This window comes from Paractinoplanes aksuensis (assembly GCF_024137025.1).
Taxonomy (GTDB): domain Bacteria; phylum Actinomycetota; class Actinomycetes; order Mycobacteriales; family Micromonosporaceae; genus Actinoplanes; species Actinoplanes aksuensis.
The window spans coordinates 37,336-60,294 of record NZ_JAMYJR010000021.1 but is presented as its reverse complement, the minus strand read 5'-3'; the positions used below and the strand labels follow the sequence as shown (position 1 = coordinate 60,294).

Annotated in this window: 21 protein-coding genes and 1 tRNA gene; 12 read left to right on the top strand and 10 right to left on the bottom strand. The window is 69.1% G+C overall.

Going from position 1 to position 22,959, the window contains the following annotated elements:
* The first annotated feature begins 297 nt into the window (after positions 1 to 297).
* Positions 298 to 810: a hypothetical protein gene (locus M1L60_RS19415; RefSeq protein ID WP_253238859.1), complete on the top strand. Its 513-nt coding sequence runs from the start codon at positions 298 to 300 to the stop codon at positions 808 to 810.
* A gap of 407 nt (positions 811 to 1,217) precedes the next feature.
* Here the strand turns inward: M1L60_RS19415 and M1L60_RS19410 are convergent.
* Positions 1,218 to 1,290: transfer RNA gene (locus tag M1L60_RS19410), tRNA-Lys, on the bottom strand.
* Positions 1,291 to 1,459: 169 nt separating this feature from the next.
* On the opposite strand from M1L60_RS19410, the gene M1L60_RS19405 reads away from it, so the two are divergent.
* From M1L60_RS19405 to M1L60_RS19385, 5 genes are all read left to right on the top strand, one after another.
* On the top strand, positions 1,460 to 2,701 hold the full coding sequence (locus tag M1L60_RS19405) for a L,D-transpeptidase (RefSeq protein ID WP_253238858.1): 1,242 nt from the start codon (positions 1,460 to 1,462) through the stop codon (positions 2,699 to 2,701).
* Positions 2,702 to 2,835: 134 nt separating this feature from the next.
* Positions 2,836 to 4,053: a L,D-transpeptidase gene (locus tag M1L60_RS19400; RefSeq protein ID WP_253238857.1), complete on the top strand. Its 1,218-nt coding sequence runs from the start codon at positions 2,836 to 2,838 to the stop codon at positions 4,051 to 4,053.
* A gap of 76 nt (positions 4,054 to 4,129) precedes the next feature.
* On the top strand, positions 4,130 to 4,534 hold the full coding sequence (locus M1L60_RS19395; protein WP_253238856.1) for a hypothetical protein: 405 nt from the start codon (positions 4,130 to 4,132) through the stop codon (positions 4,532 to 4,534).
* Between the two features lie 162 nt (positions 4,535 to 4,696).
* Positions 4,697 to 5,566 (top strand): MHYT domain-containing protein, encoded by an 870-nt coding sequence (locus M1L60_RS19390; protein ID WP_253238855.1) that lies wholly within the window; start codon positions 4,697 to 4,699, stop codon positions 5,564 to 5,566.
* Between the two features lie 342 nt (positions 5,567 to 5,908).
* A complete protein-coding gene (locus M1L60_RS19385; RefSeq protein ID WP_253238854.1) occupies positions 5,909 to 6,907 on the top strand; it encodes a 3-oxoacyl-ACP synthase III family protein in 999 nt (332 codons plus the stop codon).
* 151 nt (positions 6,908 to 7,058) lie between these two features.
* On the opposite strand, the gene M1L60_RS19380 is transcribed toward M1L60_RS19385, so the two are convergent.
* From M1L60_RS19380 to M1L60_RS19370, 3 genes are read right to left on the bottom strand one after another with little or no spacing between them, the layout of a single operon-like run.
* A complete protein-coding gene (locus M1L60_RS19380; RefSeq protein ID WP_253238853.1) occupies positions 7,059 to 7,409 on the bottom strand; it encodes a PRC-barrel domain-containing protein in 351 nt (116 codons plus the stop codon).
* 30 nt (positions 7,410 to 7,439) lie between these two features.
* Positions 7,440 to 7,877, bottom strand: a complete 438-nt coding sequence (locus M1L60_RS19375; RefSeq protein WP_253238852.1) for a response regulator — start codon at positions 7,875 to 7,877, stop codon at positions 7,440 to 7,442.
* A gap of 49 nt (positions 7,878 to 7,926) precedes the next feature.
* On the bottom strand, positions 7,927 to 8,313 hold the full coding sequence (locus M1L60_RS19370) for a DUF2750 domain-containing protein (RefSeq protein ID WP_253238851.1): 387 nt from the start codon (positions 8,311 to 8,313) through the stop codon (positions 7,927 to 7,929).
* Positions 8,314 to 9,139: 826 nt separating this feature from the next.
* Between M1L60_RS19370 and M1L60_RS19365 the strand changes: the two genes are divergently transcribed.
* A complete protein-coding gene (locus tag M1L60_RS19365; RefSeq protein ID WP_253238850.1) occupies positions 9,140 to 9,889 on the top strand; it encodes a hypothetical protein in 750 nt (249 codons plus the stop codon).
* A 606-nt stretch (positions 9,890 to 10,495) separates the two neighbouring features.
* Positions 10,496 to 10,891 (top strand): hypothetical protein, encoded by a 396-nt coding sequence (locus M1L60_RS19360; protein WP_253238849.1) that lies wholly within the window; start codon positions 10,496 to 10,498, stop codon positions 10,889 to 10,891.
* Between the two features lie 144 nt (positions 10,892 to 11,035).
* Here the strand turns inward: M1L60_RS19360 and M1L60_RS19355 are convergent, their stop codons facing one another.
* The 4 genes from M1L60_RS19355 to M1L60_RS19340 all read right to left on the bottom strand — a co-directional run bounded on the left by M1L60_RS19355 (position 11,036) and on the right by M1L60_RS19340 (position 16,592).
* Positions 11,036 to 13,654 carry a lipopolysaccharide biosynthesis protein gene (locus M1L60_RS19355; protein WP_253238848.1) on the bottom strand — a complete coding sequence of 873 codons (2,619 nt, stop codon included), beginning with the start codon at positions 13,652 to 13,654 and terminating at the stop codon, positions 11,036 to 11,038.
* A 166-nt stretch (positions 13,655 to 13,820) separates the two neighbouring features.
* Positions 13,821 to 14,867 carry a magnesium and cobalt transport protein CorA gene (locus M1L60_RS19350; protein ID WP_253238847.1) on the bottom strand — a complete coding sequence of 349 codons (1,047 nt, stop codon included), beginning with the start codon at positions 14,865 to 14,867 and terminating at the stop codon, positions 13,821 to 13,823.
* A 27-nt stretch (positions 14,868 to 14,894) separates the two neighbouring features.
* Positions 14,895 to 15,629, bottom strand: coding sequence for an ABC transporter permease (locus M1L60_RS19345; RefSeq protein ID WP_253238846.1), 735 nt, complete (start codon positions 15,627 to 15,629; stop codon positions 14,895 to 14,897).
* Between the two features lie 3 nt (positions 15,630 to 15,632).
* Positions 15,633 to 16,592, bottom strand: a complete 960-nt coding sequence (locus M1L60_RS19340; protein WP_253238845.1) for an ABC transporter ATP-binding protein — start codon at positions 16,590 to 16,592, stop codon at positions 15,633 to 15,635.
* A gap of 62 nt (positions 16,593 to 16,654) precedes the next feature.
* On the opposite strand from M1L60_RS19340, the gene M1L60_RS19335 reads away from it, so the two are divergent.
* The 3 genes from M1L60_RS19335 (at position 16,655) to M1L60_RS19325 (ending at position 19,600) form a co-directional block, all read left to right on the top strand.
* Entirely contained in the window at positions 16,655 to 17,608 is a 954-nt protein-coding gene (locus M1L60_RS19335; protein WP_253238844.1) for a helix-turn-helix transcriptional regulator, read from the top strand.
* A gap of 293 nt (positions 17,609 to 17,901) precedes the next feature.
* Entirely contained in the window at positions 17,902 to 18,732 is an 831-nt protein-coding gene (locus tag M1L60_RS19330; RefSeq protein WP_253238843.1) for an LLM class flavin-dependent oxidoreductase, read from the top strand.
* Positions 18,733 to 18,841: 109 nt separating this feature from the next.
* Positions 18,842 to 19,600 carry an SGNH/GDSL hydrolase family protein gene (locus tag M1L60_RS19325; protein WP_253238842.1) on the top strand — a complete coding sequence of 253 codons (759 nt, stop codon included), beginning with the start codon at positions 18,842 to 18,844 and terminating at the stop codon, positions 19,598 to 19,600.
* Positions 19,601 to 19,673: 73 nt separating this feature from the next.
* Here M1L60_RS19325 and M1L60_RS19320 read toward each other — a convergent pair whose 3' ends face one another.
* The gene (locus tag M1L60_RS19320; protein ID WP_253238841.1) at positions 19,674 to 20,207 is read right to left on the bottom strand and encodes a GNAT family N-acetyltransferase; all 534 of its coding nucleotides are present in this window, start codon (positions 20,205 to 20,207) and stop codon (positions 19,674 to 19,676) included.
* A 25-nt stretch (positions 20,208 to 20,232) separates the two neighbouring features.
* Here M1L60_RS19320 and M1L60_RS19315 point away from each other — a divergent pair, with 25 nt between their 5' ends.
* Positions 20,233 to 21,690 (top strand): beta-N-acetylhexosaminidase, encoded by a 1,458-nt coding sequence (locus tag M1L60_RS19315; protein WP_253238840.1) that lies wholly within the window; start codon positions 20,233 to 20,235, stop codon positions 21,688 to 21,690.
* Here M1L60_RS19315 and M1L60_RS19310 read toward each other — a convergent pair.
* Positions 21,687 to 22,889, bottom strand: a complete 1,203-nt coding sequence (locus M1L60_RS19310) for a cytochrome P450 (RefSeq protein WP_253238839.1) — start codon at positions 22,887 to 22,889, stop codon at positions 21,687 to 21,689. The genes M1L60_RS19315 and M1L60_RS19310 overlap by 4 nt on opposite strands.
* Positions 22,890 to 22,959: the final 70 nt, after the last annotated feature.

The window sequence follows — 22,959 nt, the reverse complement described above, 5'->3', positions numbered from 1 at the left end:
GATCAAGTGCTCTCGACCGAGCTGCCCGTCGACCGGGACCCGCGTTGCCGCCGCCGCGATCACTTCGGCCTTCCACCACATGCCGGGCATCGTAGTGCCGAATCGAGCCCAGAGCTCCCGCGTGACCAGGTCGACGACGGCCATGGGGAACCGTCCGGTGATGGCGGCAGCCGCCTGGGCCGCCGGCGCTGCCCCCATGAACGCCGATTTATCGCGTACCGTCCGGATCCGGCCACCGGCTCAGTGATCCATTGCCGGTGACTTCTGTCTGCAAGAACCAATCCAGGAAGGGGCCCGGTGACCAAGAACCGAATCCTGATCAGGGTCGCAGCGGCACTCTCGGCGACGCTGCTGTTCGTGCTTGCCTCCGTCAACCCGGCTCAGGCAGCACCCGGACAGACGGCGCAGCAGTGCGTATTTCTCGCCGGCGGCAACGACAACAACGACGACGAGCTCTTCCTGTGCGCGGGTGTGCGTCGGGTCAACAGCACCACGATCGACGGCATCAGCACCGTCCGGGCCGGCGGCAAGTTCGTGACCAGCGCGAAGCGCTGCCGGGTCACCATGTACCTCGACCTGAAGCGGGCAAGCGTCTGGACGACCACCAAGACCGTTCAGAACTGCGACAACGCGCTGCTGGTCCGTAACCTCGACGTCGAGCGGACACACTGGACCACGGCGACCACGGCCATCGAGTTCCGCGCCCATGTGTGTGTCGACTTCTACTACGGCACCTCGACGAGCTCCGGCTATCAGGGTTGCCGACCGGTCGGCGAAAACTCCGCGTTCATGCTTATTCCGTTCGCCTGAGCCAGGCCGGGCCCGCAGTCTGCGACGAGCAATTCGCGGTGACGTAGCGGCGCTCCGGCCCGAACCACCGCGCCGGACCCGAGCCCCGGCCCCCTGCCCATCGCTCTTCGCGAGCAGGGGGCCGCCGGCTGACCCCTTCGGCCCGGACCACGCCGTGGGTTCGGACCGGGATGCGGACGGCAACCGCCGAAGCCGACGAGGTTCGAGATTTGGTGACACCGGACCCTTCGCCGGCACGCGGCCGGCTGCAAACGGACTGCAGCTACCTGGCGAATCCACGAACTCGCCGGTGGTGAGCACCGGCCATTCGCCGGGTGGCAGCGGGTCGGGATCACGCATTCGTCGACCTGAAACGGAAGATGGCCCTGACCAGATATATAAGACCTGGTCAGGGCCATAATTACCTGTGCGCCGCGTAGGACTTGAACCTACAACCCGCGGATTAAGAGTCCGCTGCTCTGCCAGTTGAGCTAGCGGCGCTCGGTGGCAACGACGAAAACGTTAGCACGGCCCTCCGTGATCTTGGAAATCGGGGGTGGCCGGGGGACCCGCGGACGAGGGTGGCCACCCGGACGGAGGACTCGATCTCTTGCATTCATGAGGCAGGATGTCCTCCGCAACTTCACAACGGGACGGACGGACGATCAGCATGCGGCGCACGCTCGTGGCAGTCATGGCGATGGCGGTGATCACGCCGGTCGCGCTGGCGGCGTGCGGCAAGGACGACGACAAGGGCGCCAATGCCTGGATGAGCACGCCGTCGGCCGGGGCCAGCGCGAGCGCCGGCGCGGACTCCTCGCGGGAGGAGTCGGCCACCGTGCCGATCAGCCTCGCCGTCACCCCGGCCACGGGCAAGACCGACGTGCCGGTCAGTGCCGAGATCGGCTTCAAGCTGGCCGGCGGCAAGGTGACCACCGTCACGATGAAGGATTCCGCGGGGAAGGCCGTTGCCGGCACCCTGCGTGAGGACGGTTCGGCCTGGGTGCCCAGCGCGCCCCTCAAGACCAAGCAGAAGTACACGGCCAGCGTCGTCGCCACCGCCGACGACGGCAGCACCAAGACCGCCGCCACCTCCTTCACCACGATGGGCAAGCCCGGCAAGAAGACCGGCACCGGCCTCTACCTCTTCGACGACCGTACGTACGGGGTGGCCATGCCCGTGGTCGTCGAGTTCAGCCCGGGCGTCAAGAAGGCCGACCGCGCCGCCGTGCAGAAGCGGATGTTCGTCACCACCACGCCGGCTCAGCCCGGTGTGTGGTCGTGGACGCCGAACGGCACCCAGGCCTACTACCGCGGGCCCGAGTTCTGGAAGTCGGGCACCGAGCTCAAGGTCCGCATCGCGGTCGGCGGCCTGCCGACCGGCGGCGGGCGTTACGGCGACCGCGACCGGGCGGCCACCGCGAAGATCGGCCGCAGCTTCGAGATGAAGGTCGACAACCGGACCAAGAAGATGACCGTGCTGCAGGACGGCAAGACGATCAAGACGATGCCGGTGAGCCTGGGCAAGAAGGGCACGCCGTCGTCCAGCGGCGTGATGGTCGTCATGGAGAAGAAGGAGGCGACCGTCTTCGACACCACGGACACCGACGGCGCCGACGGTTACGTCACCGACATCGAGTTCGCCCAGCGGTTGACCTGGAGCGGGCAGTACATCCACTCCGCTCCGTGGTCGGTCGGCGACCAGGGCCGTCGCAATGTGTCCCACGGTTGTGTGAATGTGGCGCCCGGTAACGCGCGCTGGCTGTTCGACCGCACGCTGATCGGCGACCCGGTGACCGTGAAGGGCACCGGGGACAAACTTTCGTACGGCAACGGCTGGACGCCGTGGGACAAGCCCTGGTCGGAGTTCATCAAGGGCAGCGCTCTCCCGGTGCCCGCGAATCTCAAGTGACCAATGTGGCGAATGAGTCCAAATCGTCCTGAAACGCACGACGGAAAAGGCCGAGCGGCACGATTCCGGGATTGGTGCGCGGGAAAGTAAAAGGCAGTATTGGGCGCCGGGACGACCGATGCCGTGAGGGGACCATGAAGACCTGGGGAATCAAGAAGGCCGCGATCGCGCTGGTCGCCGCGAGCGTTCTGCTCGCCTCGGGCTGTGGTGACGGCGACAAGAAGTCGTCCTGGGAGGGCGGCGGTCAGCCGGGCAGCAGTGCCGCGCCGAACGGCGAGGCCACGACGCCCGAGACGCTGCCGAGCACCGTCGCGGTGTCCTCGCCGGCCGCCGAGGCCAAGAACGTGCAGGCGATCGCTCCGATCAAGTACGAGAGCGAGAGCCCGGACGACACTACTGTCAAGGTGACCGACGCCAAGGGCAACGAGGTCGAGGGCACGCTCGACAAGGACGGGAAGACGTTCACCCCGGCCAAGGCGCTCGCGTGGGGCACCAAGTTCACGGTGACCGTCACCGGCCCTGAGGCCGACGGCAAGACCAACACCGCCACCAGCACCTTCACCACGATGGCGAAGCCGGCCAAGTTGATCCGGGTCTCGAGCTTCATGGGTGACGGCCAGACGGTCGGCGTGGGCATGCCGCTGATCATCCGGTTCGGCCGCGCGATCCCCGAGGACTTCCGCGACGACGTCGAGCGCCGCATGAAGGTCACCGCGACCCCGGCCCAGGAGGGCACCTGGCACTGGACCAGCCCGACCGAGGTGCACTACCGCACTAAGGTCTACTGGAAGGCCAACTCCAAGGTCTTCTACAAGGTCGCGCTGGCCGGCGTCCCGCTGGGCAACGGCTACTACGGCCGGTCCGACCTCACCGTCGACCTCAAGATCGGTCGCGAGTTCATCATGACGGTCTCGAACAAGACCAAGCAGATGACGGTCAAGCAGAACGGCAAGGTCATCAAGACCATCCCGGTCAGCCTGGGCAAGAAGAGCACCCCGTCGTCCAGCGGCACGATGGTCGTCATCGAGAAGAAGAAGCACACGATCTTCGACACGACCGACGAGCTGCCCGCGGGCGAGGGTTACAAGACCCCGATCGACTTCGCCCAGCGGATCACCTGGAGCGGCCAGTTCATCCACGCCGCGCCGTGGTCCGAGGGCAAGCAGGGCAAGGTCAACGTCTCGCACGGCTGCGTCAACGTCAGCGAGAAGATGGGCGCCTGGCTTTTCGACCGCACCATGATGGGCGACCCGATCACGGTCTCGGGCACCGAGGAGAAGCTGAAGAACGGCAACGGCTGGACCGACTGGAACATGAGCTGGGAAGAGTACAAAAAGGGCTCTTACCTCTGAGCGTCGGCGAAGGCCCGGTCGGTAACGACCGGGCCTTTTGCGTGCGTACGCAGTGAGCCCCGCCTAGCCTGACCAGGTGTTCCGATTCGTACCTTTGATCCTGGTCTTCTTGGTGTTGTCGGGCTGCAGCGGTGCTGAGGAGCAGCCGGTGCCGCCTCCGCCCGCGCCCCCGACGAGTGCGGCCGCGCCGTCGGAACTGCCGGAGGACGACCCGCCCGGCACCCGCACCTGCGCCGCCCTGGCCGAGGCGATCACCGACTCCTCGCTCATGACGCCGGGGATCGCCGACGGGATCAGGGCCGCCGCCGTGACGGCCGACGCCCCGGTCGCGGACGCCGCCGAGCGCCTGGCCGCCGCGTACGCCTCGGCCGTGGCCGCCGCCGGTGAAGACAATGAGCCGGACGCCGTGGCCGCGGTCGGAGCTGCCGCCTCGGACATGTCGACTGTCTGTTCGGACAGCGGGCTGCAGACCGTCGGATGATCACTTAATCGCCGGCCGGAGTTCTAATCGTGCGGCCAGCCGCTGAACGTCGATGACGCTCAGCGGCCGGATCGTGACACAAGTTGGTCACGATCCGGCCCGCATCCACGTTTGGCAATGCAGGATGCACTACCGGAGCGGGATAGATCTAAGGAGACCGCGATGGCGCAGATCCATCACTTCGACCATGGGTGGATCACCCCCACCATCAGCTACGTCCTGTCGGTTCTGGGCTCGATGCTGGGACTCACGTGTGCCATCCGGTTCCGGAGTGCCGCCGGGCGCGGTGAACGCGTCTGGTGGCTGGTGCTGGCGTCGGTCTCGATCGGCGGCACCGCGATCTGGAGCATGCACTTCGTCGCGATGATGGGCTTCAGCGTGACCGGCACGCCCATCCGCTACGACATCGGCCTCACCTTCGCCAGCGCGATCATCGCGGTCGCCGCGGTCGGGGTCGGCCTGGCCATCGCGCTGCTCGGCCAGGGCGGGCAGAACCTCCGCATCGTGGCCGGTGGAGTCATCGCCGGGCTGGGCGTCGCGGCGATGCACTACACCGGCATGGCGGCCATGGAGTTGCACGGCGACGTGTCGTACTCGATGACCCGGGTCGGCCTCTCGGTCGGCATCGCCGTGGTCGCGGCGGCGGTCGCGCTCTGGCTCGCCGTCACGGTTCGTCGCCCGCTGATCGTCTTCGCTGCGGCTCTCGTGATGGGTGTCGCCGTCAACGGCATGCACTTCACCGGCATGACCGCCATGTCGGTCGACGCCGACCCGTCGACGGCTCAGCTTCCGGGCGCGACCGCCGCCGGCATGATCGTGCCGATCGGAGTGGCCGTCGTCTTCGGCATCATCGGTCTCGCGTACGCCCTGATGTCGGCCCCGACCGAGGAGGACCGCGCGGCCACGGCCTACCTGGCCCAGCGCCGCGAGGAGGCCGCCGCCCGGGTCCCCCGGCAGGCCGCCCCGCCCACGCCGGGCAGCCTCGCCTCGGGCGCCTGGACCTACCGCGACCGGGACCGTTCGCCTCGTTGAGACGCATTTAACAAAGAGGGGTCGGCCACTACGGCCGGCCCCTCTTCGTTGTTGCGCGCCCTCGAAACGATTTCACTATCTGAAGAAGCCGAAACCGCGTTCCCGGGCCGGAAATACCCCACTACTGGTGACGCTGCGTATCTGTGTCTTCAACGCAGCGAACGACCGAGGTGTATTTGGTCTCCACTTGTTACCGACCCGTTTCCGGCGGCTTCACGGGTGGGCCGATCGGCCTATCGGCGAGGACCGCCCGGTCGTCCGATCTTGTCTGCCTGTCATAGCCTAAACCCGATAGCCTCTTTCCTCAGGGAGTGGGCGAGTTCGATCAAAAGTGGGGGCGAAATGAGCGTGGGCATCCTGGGTACCGGCTCGTACCTGCCGGCCGAGGTGGTCACCAACGACGACCTGGTGCGTCTCGTGCCGGATGCTGATCCCGAGTGGGTCAGCCGCAAGACGATGATCCAGGCCCGTCGTTTCGCGGCCCCCCACGAGGCCGCGTCCGACCTCGCCGCCGAGGCCGCCCGCGAGGCTCTGGCCAACGCCGGGCTCGAGGCCGTCGACATCGACTACCTCATCGTCTCGACCTCCACCGGTGACTCTCCGCAACCGCCGACCTCCACGCTGGTGCAGCACAAGATCGGCGCCAACGGGGCCGCCTGCTTCGACATCAACGTCGTCTGCGCCGGCTTCGTCTTCGGGGTCGCGCTGGCCAACAGCCTGGTGTCGATGAATCCGACGGCCAAGGTGCTGGTGATCGCGTCCGACATCTACTCGCGCATCCTCGACTTCGGCGACCGCCGCACGGCCGTTCTGTTCGGCGACGGCGCGGGCGCGGCGGTCGTGGGCAAGGTGGCCGACGGCTACGGCTTCCTCGACATGGAGCTGGTGTCGCGCGGTGAGGCGAGCGAGCTCATCCACGTGCCCGGTGGCGGCAGCCGGCTGCCGGCCTCGGCCGAGACCGTGGCCAACGGCGACCACTACTTCAAGATGAACGGCCGCGGCGTCCGCGACTTCGTCAACATCGGTGTCCCGCCCGCGCTCGAGGCCCTGCTCAAGCGGGCCGACGTCGCCGTCGAGGACGTCACCCACTTCGTGCCGCACCAGGCCAACGGCATCATGCTGGCCGAGCTGGTCGACAAGGCGGGGCTGTCCGAGGCCACCACCCACCTGACGCTCGACCGCTACGGCAACGTGGGCAGCGCCTCGGTGCCGGTCACGCTGGACGAGGCGGCCCGCAAGGGCGCGCTCAAGGACGGCGACATCGTGCTCATGGCCGGCTTCGGCGGGGGCATGTCGGTCGGCGCGTCCCTGATGCGCTGGGGCGGCACCCCGCGTCGCTGACGCAAGTTCATCTGGCGGCGCGCTGCTCCCTGAGCGGCGCGCCGCTGTTCCGTTCCGGGTCCGGCTTCTACCGCGGCCGGATCCTGGTCCGGCTTCCGTCGCGGCTGGATCCTGGTCCGGCTTCTATCGCGGCTGGATCCTGGTCCGGCTTCTATCGCGGCTGGATCAGCCAGTTCCAGGCCCGCTTGAGCTTGTCCTGCAGGCCGGCGTCGTCGGCGGCCTGGGCCGCCGGGTCCTCACTCGGCTCGGGCAGGGCGGCGCCCGGCACGGTCAGGATCACGCCGTGCTCGAACAGGCCGCTGACCTTGTCGGCCGGGGCGAACCGGTGTCCCTGCGGGGTCTTCACGATCAGCCCGTGGAAGACGTCCGACTGCTCGTCGTCCAGCACGTGCTCGACCTCGCCGGCCCGCGCGCCCGACTCGTCGTACACGGGTGTGCCGTCCTTCAGCACGAGATAGGCGACCGGCGCGCCGAGATCCTCGGGAGCTTCGTTCTGGGTCATGGCTCCCGCAGTACCCCCAGGTGGGGCCGCTTATGCTTCGCGGTCGGCGGGCAGCGTGGCGATCTCGCGGTAGAAGCGGTTGATCTGGCGTACGGTCGTCTCGAACTCGTCGAGGCCGAACGGCTTCGTCACGTACGCGTTGGCCCGGTGCTGATAGCTGGCCACGATGTCCGGCGCCGCGCCCGAGGTCGTCAGGATCACGACGGGGATGGCCTTGAGCCGGTCGTCGGTCTTGATGGCGGCCAGCGTCTCGCGCCCGTCCATCCGCGGCATGTTGAGGTCGAGCAGAATCAGATCGGGCCGGTTCGCCTGGGCGTACGCACCCTCGCGACGCAGATAGTCCAGGGCCTCGCGCCCATCGGCGACCCGGTCGACGCTCGCGTGCGTGTCCGCGTTCTCCAACGCCTCCGAAATCATGAGGGCATCGGCGTCATCGTCGTCGACGACGAGGATCTGCAGGCTGCGCACAAGGGCCCCTTTGGTTGCTGTGCCGCAAGCATAGGGGCATGGACGAGCCTCAACCACGCCCGGGCAGTTCCAATTCGGCATCCTCGGCCGGCTCGTCGGCGAACCACTGCCTCACCTGCGCCGGAGTCAGGTCGTAGCCGGTGGCACGGGTACCCGACCAGTTGACCCCGATCAGCATCCCGTCCTTCTCGAGCCGCGGCAGCCACCCCAGCAGCCATTCGTCGACGTCGACCGCGAGAACTTCGAAGCCGCCGTACGCCGGGACCTGGTCAACCACCCGGCCGGCACGCGTCGGCTTCGACCAGAACGGAACCGCCCGCCGCCCGTCGTCCCCCGCCGGAGCCGGCATCCCCTGAGGATCACGGATCGAGAAGACCCGCCCCTCCCGCGCGGCCTCCCGCCGGAAAGCGGCCCGGTGCGCCCCGCTGAGCGACATCACTGACTCCCATCCTGATCGAGCGTCTCTCATCGTCCTGCATACGAACGCCGGGGGAGGTCGAGTCGGCCCGAAACACCACTCCCGCAAGGGCTGGATCCACCCCAGGAGTTATCCACAATCTCCTCCCGTCCACAGCCGCGCCTTCGGCCACCAACAAAGATCAGCAAATCCCGTCACACTGACCCCAGGGCCGCCCCCAAGGGTGGGCGGGCCATGTTTTGTGGCTGTCGAGCGGCGCGTGCGGATCTGCTTCGACCTCGACCGGGCCTGCACGCGCAATCCCCGCACCGCCCCTGTGCACGCCGCGGAACATGTGGTGCCGGGCGGTGCGATCGCGCGGTGTTCCTGTTCGAGATGCTCGACAACTCGATCCTCAAGTCGCGCTGCCCGCGCCGCTGCGCTTCCTGGCCGCGCTGCGGTCGGCGTGGCGACACTCCGGTCGCGGTGACCCGGGGCAGTCGACGGTCATGTCGGGTCGATCGAGGCGAGCGGCTCGGTGGCGGTCCGGCCGGCCCGCCCGGCCGAGCTACTCGCGTGACACCTTCGCCTCCACCGCCGCTCAATATTCTTGGAATTGTCTATACGTACTGGTAAGCGCAATTTCGATCTTGTTAATGCGAAGAACCAGTACGTTTATTCGGATTGACGAACGGGGGATCGGCATCGGCTTTTCGGTCGATCCGGGCTAAACATTTAGTACAAGAAAGAGGAATTCCTCCGGAAAGGCGCAGCTAAGTCGGGTCAGGATCAGTTGGTCGACATAGTGTCCGTTTTGTCGGTTGGCCACTCCGCCGGGCAACCATCAGTTACTGGAGGAATTTCGATGAAGAACAATCGGCGCGTCGGAGCGCTCGTGGCCATGGCTACCGCGGCGGTCGGCATGGCCGGCATGGCAGCGGCGCCTGCTTCGGCCGCTCCCGTCCGTGGACCCCAGCCGGTCTCCAACTGGCTCGGCGCGGTCCGGGCCAACGCGGACAGCTGGGTAAAGATCAATTGGCGTACGGACCGGACCATCTGCGACGTCGAGGTGCGGGTCAGCGGCGGTCGCGACGTGGACGTCGACTACCCGGGCCGCAAGCGCTTCACGTCCTTCACCCGCGGCGACACGCTGCGTCCGGGCCGCACGGACTTCACCGCGTTCGAGGTGAACCCCGACTACGACCGGGCCGGCGTCGCCCGCCTGCGCGCCACGATCTCGTACGACCTGTGCGGACGCCGCGACCGCACCCAGTACAAGTCGTTCGCGCTCTCCCTGCCGGTCCTGCGCAACAACGGCCACCACACCGGCCCGGGCCGCCCGGGCGACGGCCGCCCCGGTGACGGCCGTCCCGGCGACGGTCGCCCGAATGGCGGCCACAGCAACGGCGGCAACAACGGTGGCCACAGCAACGGTGGCCACAGCAACGGTGGCCACAGCAACGGTGGCCACAGCAATGGTGGCAACAACAACGGTGGCCACAGCAATGGTGGCAACAACAACGGCGGCCACAACAACGGCGGCAACTGGGGCGACCACCGCACGCAGCCCTCGACCGTGAACCCGTCGCCGTCGACCAGCCCGTCGACGCGGTAAGCAACCCACATCCCCGTGCCGCGGGTCCCGGGGCCATCGATTGAGTCGGTGAGCCGGGATTCGTGCACGCGCGCCTCGACCCCGGACGAAGCACGCCGCGCTCACGAGAAGCGCACGTCGCCCCAGGAGCGGGCTGCCGAGGCGAGGACTGCTGGAAGGTCGGCGCCTCCCTGTTGCGGTGAGTGCGCTTCGCTCGCACAAAGCACGCCTCGCTGGCGCAAGCACGTTTCGTTCGCACGGAGCGCGCCTAACTCGTGTGGATCGCGTTTTGACCCAAGCGAAGCGTGCGCCGCTCGCAACGAAGCGCGCCTCGCTCGCACGAGACGCCGCCTCGCGCGTGTGGACCGCACCTCGCCCGAACGAAGCGCACCCTACCCGTACGAAATAGGCCCTTAATCCGAAATCAGCGCTATAGCATGATCGTCGCGCCGGTCACACGGGGAAACGGCCGGGCGACGGAGGGAAAGCGACATGAGAACGGGCCGCCGATTCGGATCTGCCGCCACCGCCTTGGCCGCGGCGATGACCATGGTGTCCGTAGCTTCGGCAACGCCGGCCCAGGCCGAAGTCGCGAGCACAAGCTCCGTGGGCGGAAGCACAAGCGCCGTGAGCGGAAGCAACAGCACCACCGCTGCCGAGGCCCGCAAGGCGCCGAAGGGCCCCCGCCCGGTCACCCGCATGCTCCAGCCGATCGACTCGGGGGAGTCGCAGTGGGTGCGGGTGCGCTGGAAGACCGACCGTCGCATCTGTGACGTCAAGGTCGTGGTCTGGGGCGACGACGAGGTCGAGATCAACTACCCGGGCGACCGTGAGTTCACCTCGTTCTCGCGCGGCGACTCGCTCGGTAAGGGCAAGACCGACTTCACCGCGTTCCGGGTCGAGGCCGATTACGACCGCAGCTCGTGGGCCCTGCTCGAGGCCCGGATCAGCTTCACCGATTGCGGGCGGAACGCGCCCGCGCGATCGAAAGACACCACCCTGATGCTCCCCGTGCGGAGCTGAGGCAAGCGGCGCTCAGCGTCGGAACATAGCGGGCGCCGTCGTTGGCGCCGGATGAACGGGGGCGGCTCAGGCCCGCCAGACACGAGCGGCGGTTCTCGCCGGACATAGATGCGCCCGGCCAGCGGAACTGGCCGGGCGCTCGTACTAGACCCGGGACAGGATCTGGGTCTGCTCCTCGGACTCTCGCCGCGCGTTCATGATCAGGGCCGACGGGTCGGTCAGGACCATTTCCATCGCCTTCGAGATCAGGTTGGGGTCGAAGGTCGACCCGTGGAACGTCGCCTCGAGGTGGAGCACGCCGTTCATCTCGCTGGTGGTCAGCGTGACGCCCTCGGGGCTGTTGAGCGTGGGCACGCTCAGGTTGACCCGCCATTCCGGGCCGACCGACCACGGCAGGTCGCCGAGCAGGTCGTGGCGGCCCTGGTTGCTGAAGGTCAGCCGGGGCCGGGGCGGGATGGCCAGCTCCGACGGGTAGGGGTCGGGCATGCCGGGCGCGCCGTCCAGAGCGATCTTGCCCTCGCGCAGCACCATCATGGTGAGGATGCGGCCGGTGGCCAGCTCGTTCTTGATCGTCGTGTTGATCGACGCCGGGTCCATCATGTTCTGCGGGGACAGGTAGGGCCCCATGCAGAAGTTGCTGTCGATACGGGTGTCCTTGTCGAGGAACCGCCGGCCGTCGGCCAGGAACGTCGCGCCGCCGGTGTCGGGCTTGAGGCCCAGCTGGTGCAGCGCCGCGGTGAAGGCCGCGAACGTGATGGCCGACGTGGTCACGCCGGGCGAGTACTCGTCGCGCCACTTGCGCATCAGCTTGAGCGTCGTCGCCGAGCGGGCCGAGCGGACCGTCAGGTTGGGCTGCCACTTGCGCATGCGGGTCTCTTCGGGCTCCGGCGGGCGGGCGAAGCTGATGCCCTCCTTCCAGCGCGCCGGCTTGGTGCCGAACTGCTTCCACCAGGCCTTGGGCAGCGCCATCCGGTTCCGCTCGAGCGGCGGGATCACCGCGGCCCGGCCCTGGCTGGCCGCGAGCACCAGCTCGTGCACCAGGGAATTAACCGGGCCGGCATCGCCGTACGCGTGGGAGACCTTGATCGCGATGTAGCCGGCGCCCACGAGGATGCGGATCGGGTGCACCCCACGCGGTTCGGACTGCAGCTTGCGGGTCATGCCGTCCATGTCGAGCGACCAGTCACCGGAGTCCTGCACGGCGCGATGCACGAACTGGGCGAACTCGGCCCCGTCCAGGTGTTCCCAGCGGGCGCCGACGCGGTCGAGCCTCGAGACGGCCCGGTGCTTGGGGTCGGCCGCGTGCAGACCGATCAGAGCCCGGCGTACGCCGTCCACGGTCACGCCGTACAGCGGGCCCACGGTCCGGATGTATTCGAGCGGCAGCCAGGCCCGCTCGTGCAGCGTCATGACAGTGGTGTTCGCGCTGTCGCCCCGGCGCTTGGCGCCACCGAAGACGACCCGCAGCACGACCGGCGCGACCAGCACGGCCTCGACGCCCATCACGATGACGACCCACATCACCAGGTCGTTCAGGCCGCCGGTGCTGCCGCCGTACCAGGCCGCGCCCAGCTCGGCCATGCCCGCGAAGAGGGCGAAGATGCCGGCCCCGCGCACCTTGTCCTGCACGCGGCTGATCGCCATGAAGAAGTGCAGGAAGACGAACGGCACATACGTCAGCGCGAGCAGGCGCAGCGCTTCGCCGGCCGTCTCGGCGTACTGGGCGCCGAAGACCGACATGATCGGGTTGGCCAGGAAGAAAACTGCCGCCGCGACCGGCAGGCCGCCGCCGAGGCAGATCATCAGGCCGACCCGCACCTTGGAGGTCAGCGCCCGCTTGTCGCCGCTGGCCACCGCGAACAGCGTGAGGGCCACGTTGCCGGGCACCATCGCGAGGAACGACAGCACCATGAAAGCGGTGTAGAACGAAGCATTGGCCTCGGCCGACAGCACCGCGGTGACGACCAGCGGCAGCGCCGCGCGCGGCAGGTAGGTCGCCAGGTTGAGCAGGTTGTGGTCGAAGGTCGACTTGCCGCGTCCCTTGAGCAGCGAGAAGTTGGGGCGGGCGGAGTCGATGATCCGGCGGCGGCGCAGCGCCCCGCTGAGGATGGCGGTCGACAGCACGATGCCGGCGACCCAGGTCAGCAGCAGCTCGTTGCCGGTCAGGGTGATCGGCGCGAGGGCGAGACCGCCCAGCAGCACCAGCTTGATCACCGAGAACCAGGCGTTGCGCATCAGCTGCAGCGGGCCCTTGAGCAGGCCGACCAGGGCTTCGTCGAGCACCAGGGTGACCGCGTTGAGCGCGATGCCGATGACCAGCAGGACGGTGCCGAAGGTGCCGCCGAGCGCCTCTTGCAGTCCCGGGATCCACAGCTGGGCGACGATCACATAGATGATGCCGCCGACCGTCGCGGCGCTGCCGGCCACGAGCAGACAGGTGGTGATCAGCTGCCACTTGGGCCCGCGCAGCTGCGACAGGTCGGAGATCAGCATGGTGCCCATGCCGAACATGCCGATGGTGCCGATCAGCGTCATCGCGGACACCGCGGCCGACGCCTGGCCCACCGCCTCGGGCGCGGCCGAGCGGGCCGCGACCCACCAGAACGCGAACCCGAACAGCGAGGTGATCGCCGTGGTGGCGATCAGCGAACCCGCGTTCAGGAACAGGTCGACGTGCCCTTTGAGGGCGGTAATGATGCTGCTACGGCGTTTGGCCGGTTTTGGCACCGAGTCTTGCGGTGCCCTGACCTCGGTCGCGGTCACACAGCCTCCCCACGGAACGACGATGAAAGGGTAGTTACTCGTCGGTTTCGGGTGCTACGGGAGAGCGGCCGACGCTTTGCGTACCGTCCGGTGTGGACGATCAATGAAGTGGCGGATCCAGGTGGCCGTTCGGTCGATTCTCGGTCACTCCAGGTGACGTGGATCATCACAACCAACCCGCTCGTTTGAAACGCCAGAAGAGGCCGCTACAGACGAGAACAACTATCACAATCGTGGCCGAGAACCCGTATCGGGAGTCGATACCGGGCATATTTGAGAAGTTCATCCCATAAATTCCGGCGCCCACGGTCGGGATGGCGGCGATGGCGGCCCAGGCGGCGATCATCCGCATGTCGTTGTTCTGTTCGAGCGTGACCTGCGTGAGCCGGGCCTGCAGGATCGAGTTGAGCAGGTCGTCGAAGCCGGTGACCCGGTCGACGGCCCGGGCCAGACGTCCGCGGACGTCCTCGAAGTAGGGATGCAGCGCCGGCGGCGCCCCGGCCAGCCGGGCCAGCGGCTCCTGCAGCGGCAGCACGGCCCGCTTGAGCTCGACCATCTCGCGCTTGAGCTGGTAGAAGTGCGCCACGTCGGCCGGGCGGCGAGTGGCGAACGTCTCTTCCTCCAGCCGCTCGAGGTCGTGCTCGACCCGGAGCGACACATCCAGGTAGTCGTCGACGAGATGGTCGGCCACGGCATAGGCGACCGCCCACGGTCCGGCCCGCAAGAGCTCCGGCCGCTTCTGCACGTCCTGCCGCACCTGCCACAGCGCGCCCGCCGGCCCATGACGTACGGTGATGACGAACCACGGTCCGATCAGCAGCGTCACGTCCCCGGTGTCGATCACCTCACTGGTCGCCGTCAGCTCGTCGTGCTCGACGTAGCGGGCGGTCCGCAGCACGAGCCGGGTCACGTCGCCGATGGTCTCGACCAGGGGCCGGTGCCCGCCGCCCTCGGTGGTCTGCTCCACGATCAGCTCGTGCAGGCCGAAGGTCTTGGCCACCGTGCGCATCGTGGCCACGTCGGGCTCGTGCAACCCCAGCCACAGGAACTCGCCCCGGCGCTTGTGCGCCGAGGCGTAGTGCACTGTGCCGGGTTTGCGCCGTCCACTCTGATAGACGGCGCAATCAACAACGGCGTCCGGATTGCGCCGCCGCGTCGCCGGTTCGAGGGGTGCCGGCCGTGGCAGGACGAGCCGGCCCAGAAGCTTGAACACGCGACGACGGTATCGGCCGCGGGCGACTCAGTCCGACCGGCGCATGGCGCGCACGCCGGCCCACAGCCCGAGGGCGGCCACGGCTGCTGCGGCGATCAAGCCCCCGAGGGTGGCCGAGGTGAAGATGTCACCGTTGAACAGCGACCGCTCGGCGTCCACCACGTAGCTCAGCGGGTTGCCTTTGGCCAGGGCCTGTAGCCAGCCCGGCCCGTTCTCGATCGGTAGCAGCACGCCGGCCAGCAGCAGCAACGGGAAGAGCAGCGTCTGCTGCACGGTCCAGAACAGCCACTCCTGGTTCTTCGAGGCCAGGGCCAGGGTGTACGAGAGAGCGCCGAGCCCGATGCAGAACGCGGCCAGGATGATCAGCCCGATCACCGCGCCCGCGAGCTCGAACCGGAACCCGAACGGCACGCACACGGCGATGATCAGCGCCGCCTGCGCGAACATGGGGACGATCTCTTTGAGCGCGCGCCCGATCAGCAGGGCCGGCCGCCGCAGCGGGGTCACCAGCATCCGCTCGTGCGACCCGGTCTGGATCTCGAACAGCAGGTTCGACCCGGTCATCGAGCACGCGAACAGGCACGACATGACAATGATGCCGGGCACGAACCACTGCAGCGAGTTGTCCGGCAGCAGCGGCGCGAACAGGGCCAGGAAGACGAGCGGCTGCACCATCGAGAAGATGATCGTGAACGGGTCGCGCAGCAGCGGGCGCAGCTCCCGGCTGAAGACGGTGCTCGTGTCGGTGATCAGGGTTGTCATGTCTCAGACCTCCACCAGTTCGCGGTCCTGGGCAGCGCCGCCTTCGCGCAGGCTGCGCCCGGTGAGCTTGAGAAAAACGTCGTCCAGGGTCGGGCGCTTCACCTCGACCTCGGCCGCGGGCGTGCCGCTGATCCGCAGGTCGTCGAGCACCCCGGTGACCCGCCTCGGGGCGTCCTGGGTCGAGATCAAGAGCCGATTTCCTTCCCGTACGGGAGAAAGCCCGGCCAACGTCGAGGCCGCGCTCGCGGCGTCCGCCTCATGGTCGAAGCCCAGCTTGATGTGATCCCCGACATGCTCGGCCTTGAGCCGGGCCGGGCTGTCATCGGCGATGATCCGGCCGTGGTCGACCACGATCACCCGCTCGGCCATCGAGTCCGCCTCGTCGAGGTAGTGCGTGGTCAGCACGATCGTCGTCTCGTGCCGGGACCGCAGGTCGACGATGTGCTCCTGCAGATTGGCCCGGTTCTGCGGGTCGAGGCCGGTCGACGGCTCGTCCAGGAAGAGCAGGTCGGGCGCATGGATCAGGCCCATCGCGATGTCCAGCCGGCGGCGCTGGCCCCCGGACAGGCTCGAGACGCGGCGGTCGGCCACCTCGCCCAGCCCCAGCGACTCGATCAGGGTGGCCGCGCGGGCCCGGGCGTCCTTGACCCCCAGCCCGTACGCTCGGCCCTGGCTGATCAGCTCGTCCCGGCCGCGCTGGCTGTGGCCCGCGCCGTTGCCCTGGCCGATGTAGCCGATGCGCAGACGCACCTCGCGCTGCTGCCGCACCACATCGAAGCCGGCCACCCGGGCCGTCCCCGAGGTCGGCGGGATCAGCGTCGTCAGCATGCGCAGCGTCGTGGACTTGCCGGCGCCGTTCGGCCCGAGCAGCGCGACCAGCTCGCCCGGGGCGACGGCGAGGTCGATGCCGTCGACGGCCCGCACGTCCTTGAAGTGCTTGGTCAGCCCCTGTGTCTCAATCATGAAACCCACGCTAGGGTCAGTTGCGGACACTTTCTGACCTCAATGCGGCGGAGTCTGGATTCATGGCGAACACGAGTGCCCGGATGCTGCGACTGCTCTCCCTGCTGCAGACTCACCGCTACTGGCCGGGGTCCGAACTCGCCGGCCGGCTCGAGGTCAGCCCCCGCACCCTGCGCCGCGACGTCGACCGGCTGCGCGACCTGGGCTACCCGGTCGACGCCAGTCGCGGCGTGGCCGGCGGCTACCAGCTGCAGGCCGGCGCGGCCGTGCCGCCCCTGCTGCTCGACGACGAAGAGGCGGTCGCGATCGCCATCGGGCTGCGGACGGCGGCGGCGGGCGCGGTGGCCGGGTTCGAGGAGACTTCCGTACGGGCCCTCGCCAAGGTCATCCAGCTGCTGCCGCCCCGCTTGCGGCGGCGCATCGACGCCCTGCGCGAGGTGACCGCGCCCGGCGTCCTGGGCGGTGGTCCCACCCTCGACGCGACCGTGCTGACGACGATCGCGATGGCCTGCCGGGGCGAGGAGCGGCTGCGCTTCGACTACACCCCACGCGACGGCGAGACGATGCCCCGCTTCGTCGAGCCGCACCGCCTGGTGCCGCTCGGCCGGCGCTGGTACCTGGTGGCGTGGGACCTCGACCGTGGTGACTGGCGCAGCTTCCGCGTCGACCGGCTCGTGGCGCCCGCCCTGACCGGCGCCCGCTTCCGCCCGCGCGAGATCCCCGGTGGCGACCCCGCGGCCTGGTTGCGCTCGCGCATGACGCGGATCCCGGCCCGGTACGACGTCTCGGTCGTCTTCGAGGCCGCCGCCCCCGCGGTGCAGGCCTTCATCGGCCACTACGGCACGACCGAGGTGCTGACCGCCGGCTCGTGCCGCATGCGGATGAACACCGACGACCTCGGCTGGCCGGTGATGGTGCTCGGCGTGCTGGCCGTCCCGTTCACCATCGAGTCGCCGCCCGAACTGCGCGAGCGCGTGCTCGAAACCGCCGACACCCTGCGCCGGGGCGCCGCTTGACCTTTATGGACGGATCGGCGCCCCCGTGGCGCCGATCCGCAAGAAGAAACCTATCGGCGCCCTCCGACAGTTTTCGCGCCCATCTAAGGAAGTACTTATATAAAACTCAACTGATGTCGGGGCGAACCGATTCGCCCCGAACGTCTAAAGTGCTCAGTGTCTCGAGGCAAGCCTCGGCCCTCCGGCCCGCGACCGATCGTGCGGCGCAGTTCGATGCGCTGCGGGCCGGCCCGCAGCCGGTGAAGATCGCGGGGCGGCCGGAAAATGTCGGGGGTGGCGGGCAGAATCGGGCCATGACCACGATCGGTGCGATCTTCCTGCCCTCGAACCCGCCCGAGTCCCTGCGCTCCGTCGCCCAGGCGGCCGATCAGGCCGGCCTCGAAGAGCTGTGGATCTGGGAAGACTGTTTTCTCAACGGCGGGCTCACCGCGGCCACCGCCGCCCTCGCCTGGACCGAGAACTTGCGCGTCGGCATCGGCATCATGCCGGTCCCGTTCCGCAACGTCGCCTCGCTGGCGATGGAACTCGCCACCCTCGGCCGCATGTTCGGCGACCGCGCTCTGCCCGGCATCGGCCACGGCGTCCAGGACTGGATGGGCCAGGTCGGGGCCCGGGCCGCGTCGCCCCTCACGCTGCTCCGCGAGTACGCGACGGCGCTGCAGTCCCTGCTCCGGGGCGAATCGGTCACGGTCGACGGCAAATACGTCAAACTCGACAACGTCCGGCTGGATTGGCCGCCCGCGGTGCCGCCGGTGCTCTCGGTCGCGGCCGGCGGGCCCAAGACGATCGCGCTGGCCGGCGAGGTCGGCGACCAGGTCGTGCTGGCCGGCGGCACCTCACCGGCCAAGGTGGCCGCGGCGGCCCAGGCGATCACCGACGCGGGGATCACCGTGTTCGTCCCGGCCATGACCGGCCCGGGGGCCGAGGCCAAGCTCGTGGCCGACATGGCGAAATACGGGGCCGACTGGCCCGGCCTGTGGGGCAGCCCGGCCGAGATCGCTGCCGGGCTCCAGGAGTTCGTCGCGGCCGGCGCCGGCAAGCTGATCCTGCAGACGGTCGCCGGTGAAGACCCCGAGGCCTACGTGCGCTGGGTGGCCGAAGAGATCAAGCCGCTGCTGGCCTGAGCGGGCGCCCGCCGGGTATGACGCTGGTCGCGGAACCGGGACTGCCTCGCGCGCCGTCGGTTAGCCTGCGCCGAGACCGGATTATGAGAAAGACGGGGGACGGATCACGGTGACAACGCGGTACGTGGCGATCGGGGACAGCTTCACCGAGGGCGTCGGCGACGAACTGCCCGACGGCTCGGTTCGCGGGTGGACAGACCTGGTCGCGGCCGGGCTGGCGGCCGGCGAGGGCGAGACGGTGCAGTACGCCAACCTGGCCATCCGGGGCCGGCTGCTCGACCCGATCGTCAATGAGCAGCTCCCGGCGGCCCTGGCCCTCACGCCACCGCCCACGATCCTCACGCTCAACGGTGGCGGCAACGACATGCTGCGTCCCGGCAGTGACATGCTGCGCCTGGCCGAGCTCACCGAGCGGGCCATCCAGCGCTGCACCGAGGCCGGCGTGCGCATGGTGCTGCTCAGCGGGGGCGACCCTTCCGACCGGCTGCCGCTGGGCGGCATGATGCGTCGCAAGGGCGAGGCACTCACCCAGTCGGCCATCGACCTGGCCAAGCGCTACGACATCACGTTCGTCGACGTCTTCCACGACGTCGAGATCCGCCGGGCCGGCTACTGGTCGCCCGACCGTCTGCACCTCAACGCGGCCGGTCACCGCCGGGTGGCCGGCCTGGTGCTGAGCGCGCTCGGCCACGAGGGCGCGGCCCACATGATCGACCCGGGGCCCCGCGAGAGCCGCCGGGTGCTGGCCGAGGCCCGCTACTACCGCGAACACGTGCTGCCGTGGCTCAACCGCCGGGTGCGGGGGCTCTCGTCGGGCGACAACCGCACCGGCAAGTTCGTCGACTGGGTCGCCATCAACCCGGCCTGACCCCACCGGCGCGTCCGCGTCTGCATTGCCGGCGTGACGCGGGTCGTGCCGGCGTCGGGCGGCAGGGCCGGCGTCACGCGAGGGCGCGCAGGCGGATGTGGTCGTCGTGCCACTCGGCGCCGACCCGGAACCGCTTCACGCCGATCACCTCGAAGCCGTGTTTGGCGTAGAACTTGGCCGCCCGTACGTTCTGCTGGTTGACCCCCAGCCAGCAGAACGCGGCCCCGGTCGCCGCAGCCGCGGCCAGCGTGCCGTCCATCAGCGTGGCCGCCGCCCCCGAGCCGTGCCTGTCCGGCGCCAGATAGAACTTGCTGAGCTCGACGCTGACCTCGCTGTCGACCACGGCCGCCACGTCCGGGTCCTTGATCGTGCCACTGACCAGCATCGAATAGCCCAGCGGCACCCCGTCGTCGTGCAGCAGCAACACCACCCGCTGCGGGTCGGCCAGATAGCCGCGGAAGCTCGCCTCGGACAGGTGGGTGGCGACGAAATCATCGATGTCGGCCTGGCTGGTGCCGGGCGGACAGGCCAGGCCGAAGGTCCGTTCGGCCAGATCGTGCAGCAGTTCGGTGTCGGCAAGCTCGGCGTGACGGGTCGTGATCGACATGGAAAGACAGTTTATTGTTTTCCGCGTGCACGCTCCCACAGTGAAACACCTCGGCGACGTCATTCCGCTGCCGGCTTCGGTCCGGCCCGACCCCGCCGCGGACTTCCGCGTCCCGGCCGACGTGTCGGTGAGCGCCACCGCGGCCGCCACCGCCGTGGCCGACGAACTGGCCGACCTTTTGCGCGAGGTGACCGGTTTCCCGGTCCCGCGGTCGGCCGGCGGGGCGATCCGCCTCGAGCTCGACGACCACCCGGACCGGTCGCCCGAGTCCTACCGGCTCGCCATCACCGCCGACGGCGTCACTCTGGGCGCGCCCACCGAGCAGGGGCTCTTCGCCGGCCTGCAGACGTTCCGGCAGCTGCTGCCGCTCAAGGGCGAGGTCGTGCTGCCCGGTGGCCGCATCGACGACGAGCCGCGGTTCGCCTACCGCGGCACGATGCTCGACCTGGCCCGGCACTTCTACCGGCCGGCCGACATCCGGTCCTACATCGACACGATCGCCCAATTCAAGATCAACCACCTGCACCTGCACCTCACCGACGACCAGGGCTGGCGCCTCGAGATCGACGGCTGGCCGCGGCTGACCGAGGTCAGCGGGGGCGAGGGCACCGGGATCGACGGCGCCGGGCCGGGCTTCCTCACCGCCCACGAATACTCCGAGCTGGTCGCCTATGCCGCCAGTCGGCACATCACGGTCGTGCCCGAGATCGACCTGCCCGGCCATGTCAACGCGGCCCAGGTCGCGTACCCGGAACTGACCTGTGACGGCGAGCCCGTGCAGCCGCGGACCGACCCCGAGGTCGGCTACAGCTCGCTGTGCGCGAGCAAAGAGGTGACGTACGAGTTCGTCGAGGACGTCATCCGTACGGTCGCCGCGCTCACCCCCGGGCCGTACCTGCACATCGGCGGCGACGAGGCGCTCAGCACCACCGCCGAGGACTACCGCACGTTCATGTCGCGGGTGCTGCCGATGCCCGGCAAGTACGGCAAGCGCGCGATCGGCTGGCACGAGATGGCCGCCGTCGACCTGCCGGCCACCGCGATCCCGCAGTACTGGCGGATCGAGCCCACCGACGACGGCGTGGCCCGGGCCGCCGCGGCCGGCCACCAGGTGATCATGTCACCGGCCGACCGCAGCTACCTCGACATGAAGTACGACGAGTCGACCCCGCTCGGCCTCGACTGGGCCGGCCTGGTCAGCGTGGAGCGGTCGTACGACTGGGAGCCCGCCGACCGCCTGCCCGGCGTGGGGGAGGAGTCGCTGCTCGGCGTCGAGGCCCCGCTGTGGTCCGAGACCCTGCGCAGCCTGGCCGACGTCGAGTTCATGGTGTTCCCGCGGCTGCTCGCCATCGCCGAGATCGGCTGGACGCCCCGGGCCGCCCGCGACTGGACGTCGTTCCGCGAGCGGCTGGCCGCGTTCGGCCCACGCTTCGAGGCCCAGGGCATCAACTACCACCGCTCGGCCGAGATCGACTGGAGTTAGGGCACCACGATCCGGGGCCCGCTGCGGACGCGGGCGGGCACCCGGCTCAGGTCGATCGTGGTGTTCTGCGGCGGCACGTAGTAGTCGAGCTGGGCCAGCCGCTGCACCAGGGTGCCGAGGACGGCGACGGTGATCTTCTCGCCGGGGCAGCGATGACCGGTGCGAGGATCGCCGCCGCCCTGCGGGATCAACTCGAACGCTCCGGCCGGGCGGCCCAGGAAGCGTTCCGGCCGGAACTCGTACGGCTCGGGCCAGACCCGCTCGTCGTGGTGCTGGCCGTGGACGTCGAGCAGCACCAGGGTGCCCCGCGGGATGCTCGTGCGCTGGAAGGTCAGGTCGCGGCGGGCCCGGGCGCCCAGGAACGGCACGAACGGATAGAAGCGGCGCAGTTCGTGGACGAAGGCCAGGGTGTAGTCGTCGTCGCCGGCCCGCAACCGGGCGCGGGTGCCGGGCCGGCGGTCGAGCGCGTGCCCGGCGAAGGCGACGTACCAGGCGACGGCCGTCGTGGGCCGGAGGATGTTGATCAGTTCGACCGCGGCGGTGCGCGCGTCGAGCAGGTAACCGTCCTCGAGGTGGTGGGCGAGGCGGGACACCGGCGTGTCGGTGGGCTCCTGCCGCCGTACGGCTTCGATGATCTGCTCGAACTTGCGCTCGAGACGCCGTCGCGCGACCCGGGCCCGCACGTGCCGCGGCCCCAGCGTCGCGAAGCCGTCGACCATCGCCACCAGGTCGACGGTCAGCGCGGTCAGGTCGAAATCGTTCTCCGGTACGCCGGTCCAGCGCGACACCGCGTCCGCGAGCACGCGGGCCGTCCCGTCGAACAGCGACACCGGGTCGTCACCGCGCCAGCCACCGGCCGCCTCGTCGAACACCTTGCCGGTCAGCGTGGCCAGCGTGTCCACGCCGTCCTCATGCATCAGCAGCGACACGAACAGGGCCTTGCGGACCAGATGAGCCTGGTCGTCGAGCGTGTGCACGCCCCGGCCGAACAGAGTGTCGATCACCGGGGCGGGCAGGGCGTCGTGCCGCTCGAGGTCACCGTCGTAGAAGAACCGGGCGGCGTCGGGACCGGTGATCGCCACCGCGCGCTGCCCGCCGAACCGCATCGGGATCGGGCGCCGGTGACTTCGGCGGCGGAGGTCGGGGAGCCAGGCGTACCCCTTGGTCGCGAACGGCAAGGTCTGGTCAGCGAACGCCATGGCAGTCCGTATCCCCTTCGGTGACGGCGCGAAACCGGCTCGAAAATCTTCCTTATTTTTCCCTCCGGCG

Excerpts from the sequence above, each read along its gene's own strand:
- M1L60_RS19385 (WP_253238854.1), top strand. The coding sequence starts at position 5,909 with ATGAGCGTGGGCATCCTGGGTACCGGCTCGTACCTGCCGGCCGAGGTG.
- M1L60_RS19310 (WP_253238839.1), bottom strand. The coding sequence starts at position 22,889 with ATGGCGTTCGCTGACCAGACCTTGCCGTTCGCGACCAAGGGGTACGCC.
- M1L60_RS19340 (WP_253238845.1), bottom strand. The coding sequence starts at position 16,592 with ATGATTGAGACACAGGGGCTGACCAAGCACTTCAAGGACGTGCGGGCC.
- M1L60_RS19345 (WP_253238846.1), bottom strand. The coding sequence starts at position 15,629 with ATGACAACCCTGATCACCGACACGAGCACCGTCTTCAGCCGGGAGCTG.
- M1L60_RS19320 (WP_253238841.1), bottom strand. The coding sequence starts at position 20,207 with ATGTCGATCACGACCCGTCACGCCGAGCTTGCCGACACCGAACTGCTG.
- M1L60_RS19335 (WP_253238844.1), top strand. The coding sequence starts at position 16,655 with ATGGCGAACACGAGTGCCCGGATGCTGCGACTGCTCTCCCTGCTGCAG.
- M1L60_RS19370 (WP_253238851.1), bottom strand. The coding sequence starts at position 8,313 with ATGTCGCTCAGCGGGGCGCACCGGGCCGCTTTCCGGCGGGAGGCCGCG.
- M1L60_RS19330 (WP_253238843.1), top strand. The coding sequence starts at position 17,902 with ATGACCACGATCGGTGCGATCTTCCTGCCCTCGAACCCGCCCGAGTCC.
- M1L60_RS19400 (WP_253238857.1), top strand. The coding sequence starts at position 2,836 with ATGAAGACCTGGGGAATCAAGAAGGCCGCGATCGCGCTGGTCGCCGCG.
- M1L60_RS19405 (WP_253238858.1), top strand. The coding sequence starts at position 1,460 with ATGCGGCGCACGCTCGTGGCAGTCATGGCGATGGCGGTGATCACGCCG.
- M1L60_RS19365 (WP_253238850.1), top strand. The coding sequence starts at position 9,140 with ATGAAGAACAATCGGCGCGTCGGAGCGCTCGTGGCCATGGCTACCGCG.
- M1L60_RS19380 (WP_253238853.1), bottom strand. The coding sequence starts at position 7,409 with ATGACCCAGAACGAAGCTCCCGAGGATCTCGGCGCGCCGGTCGCCTAT.
- M1L60_RS19390 (WP_253238855.1), top strand. The coding sequence starts at position 4,697 with ATGGCGCAGATCCATCACTTCGACCATGGGTGGATCACCCCCACCATC.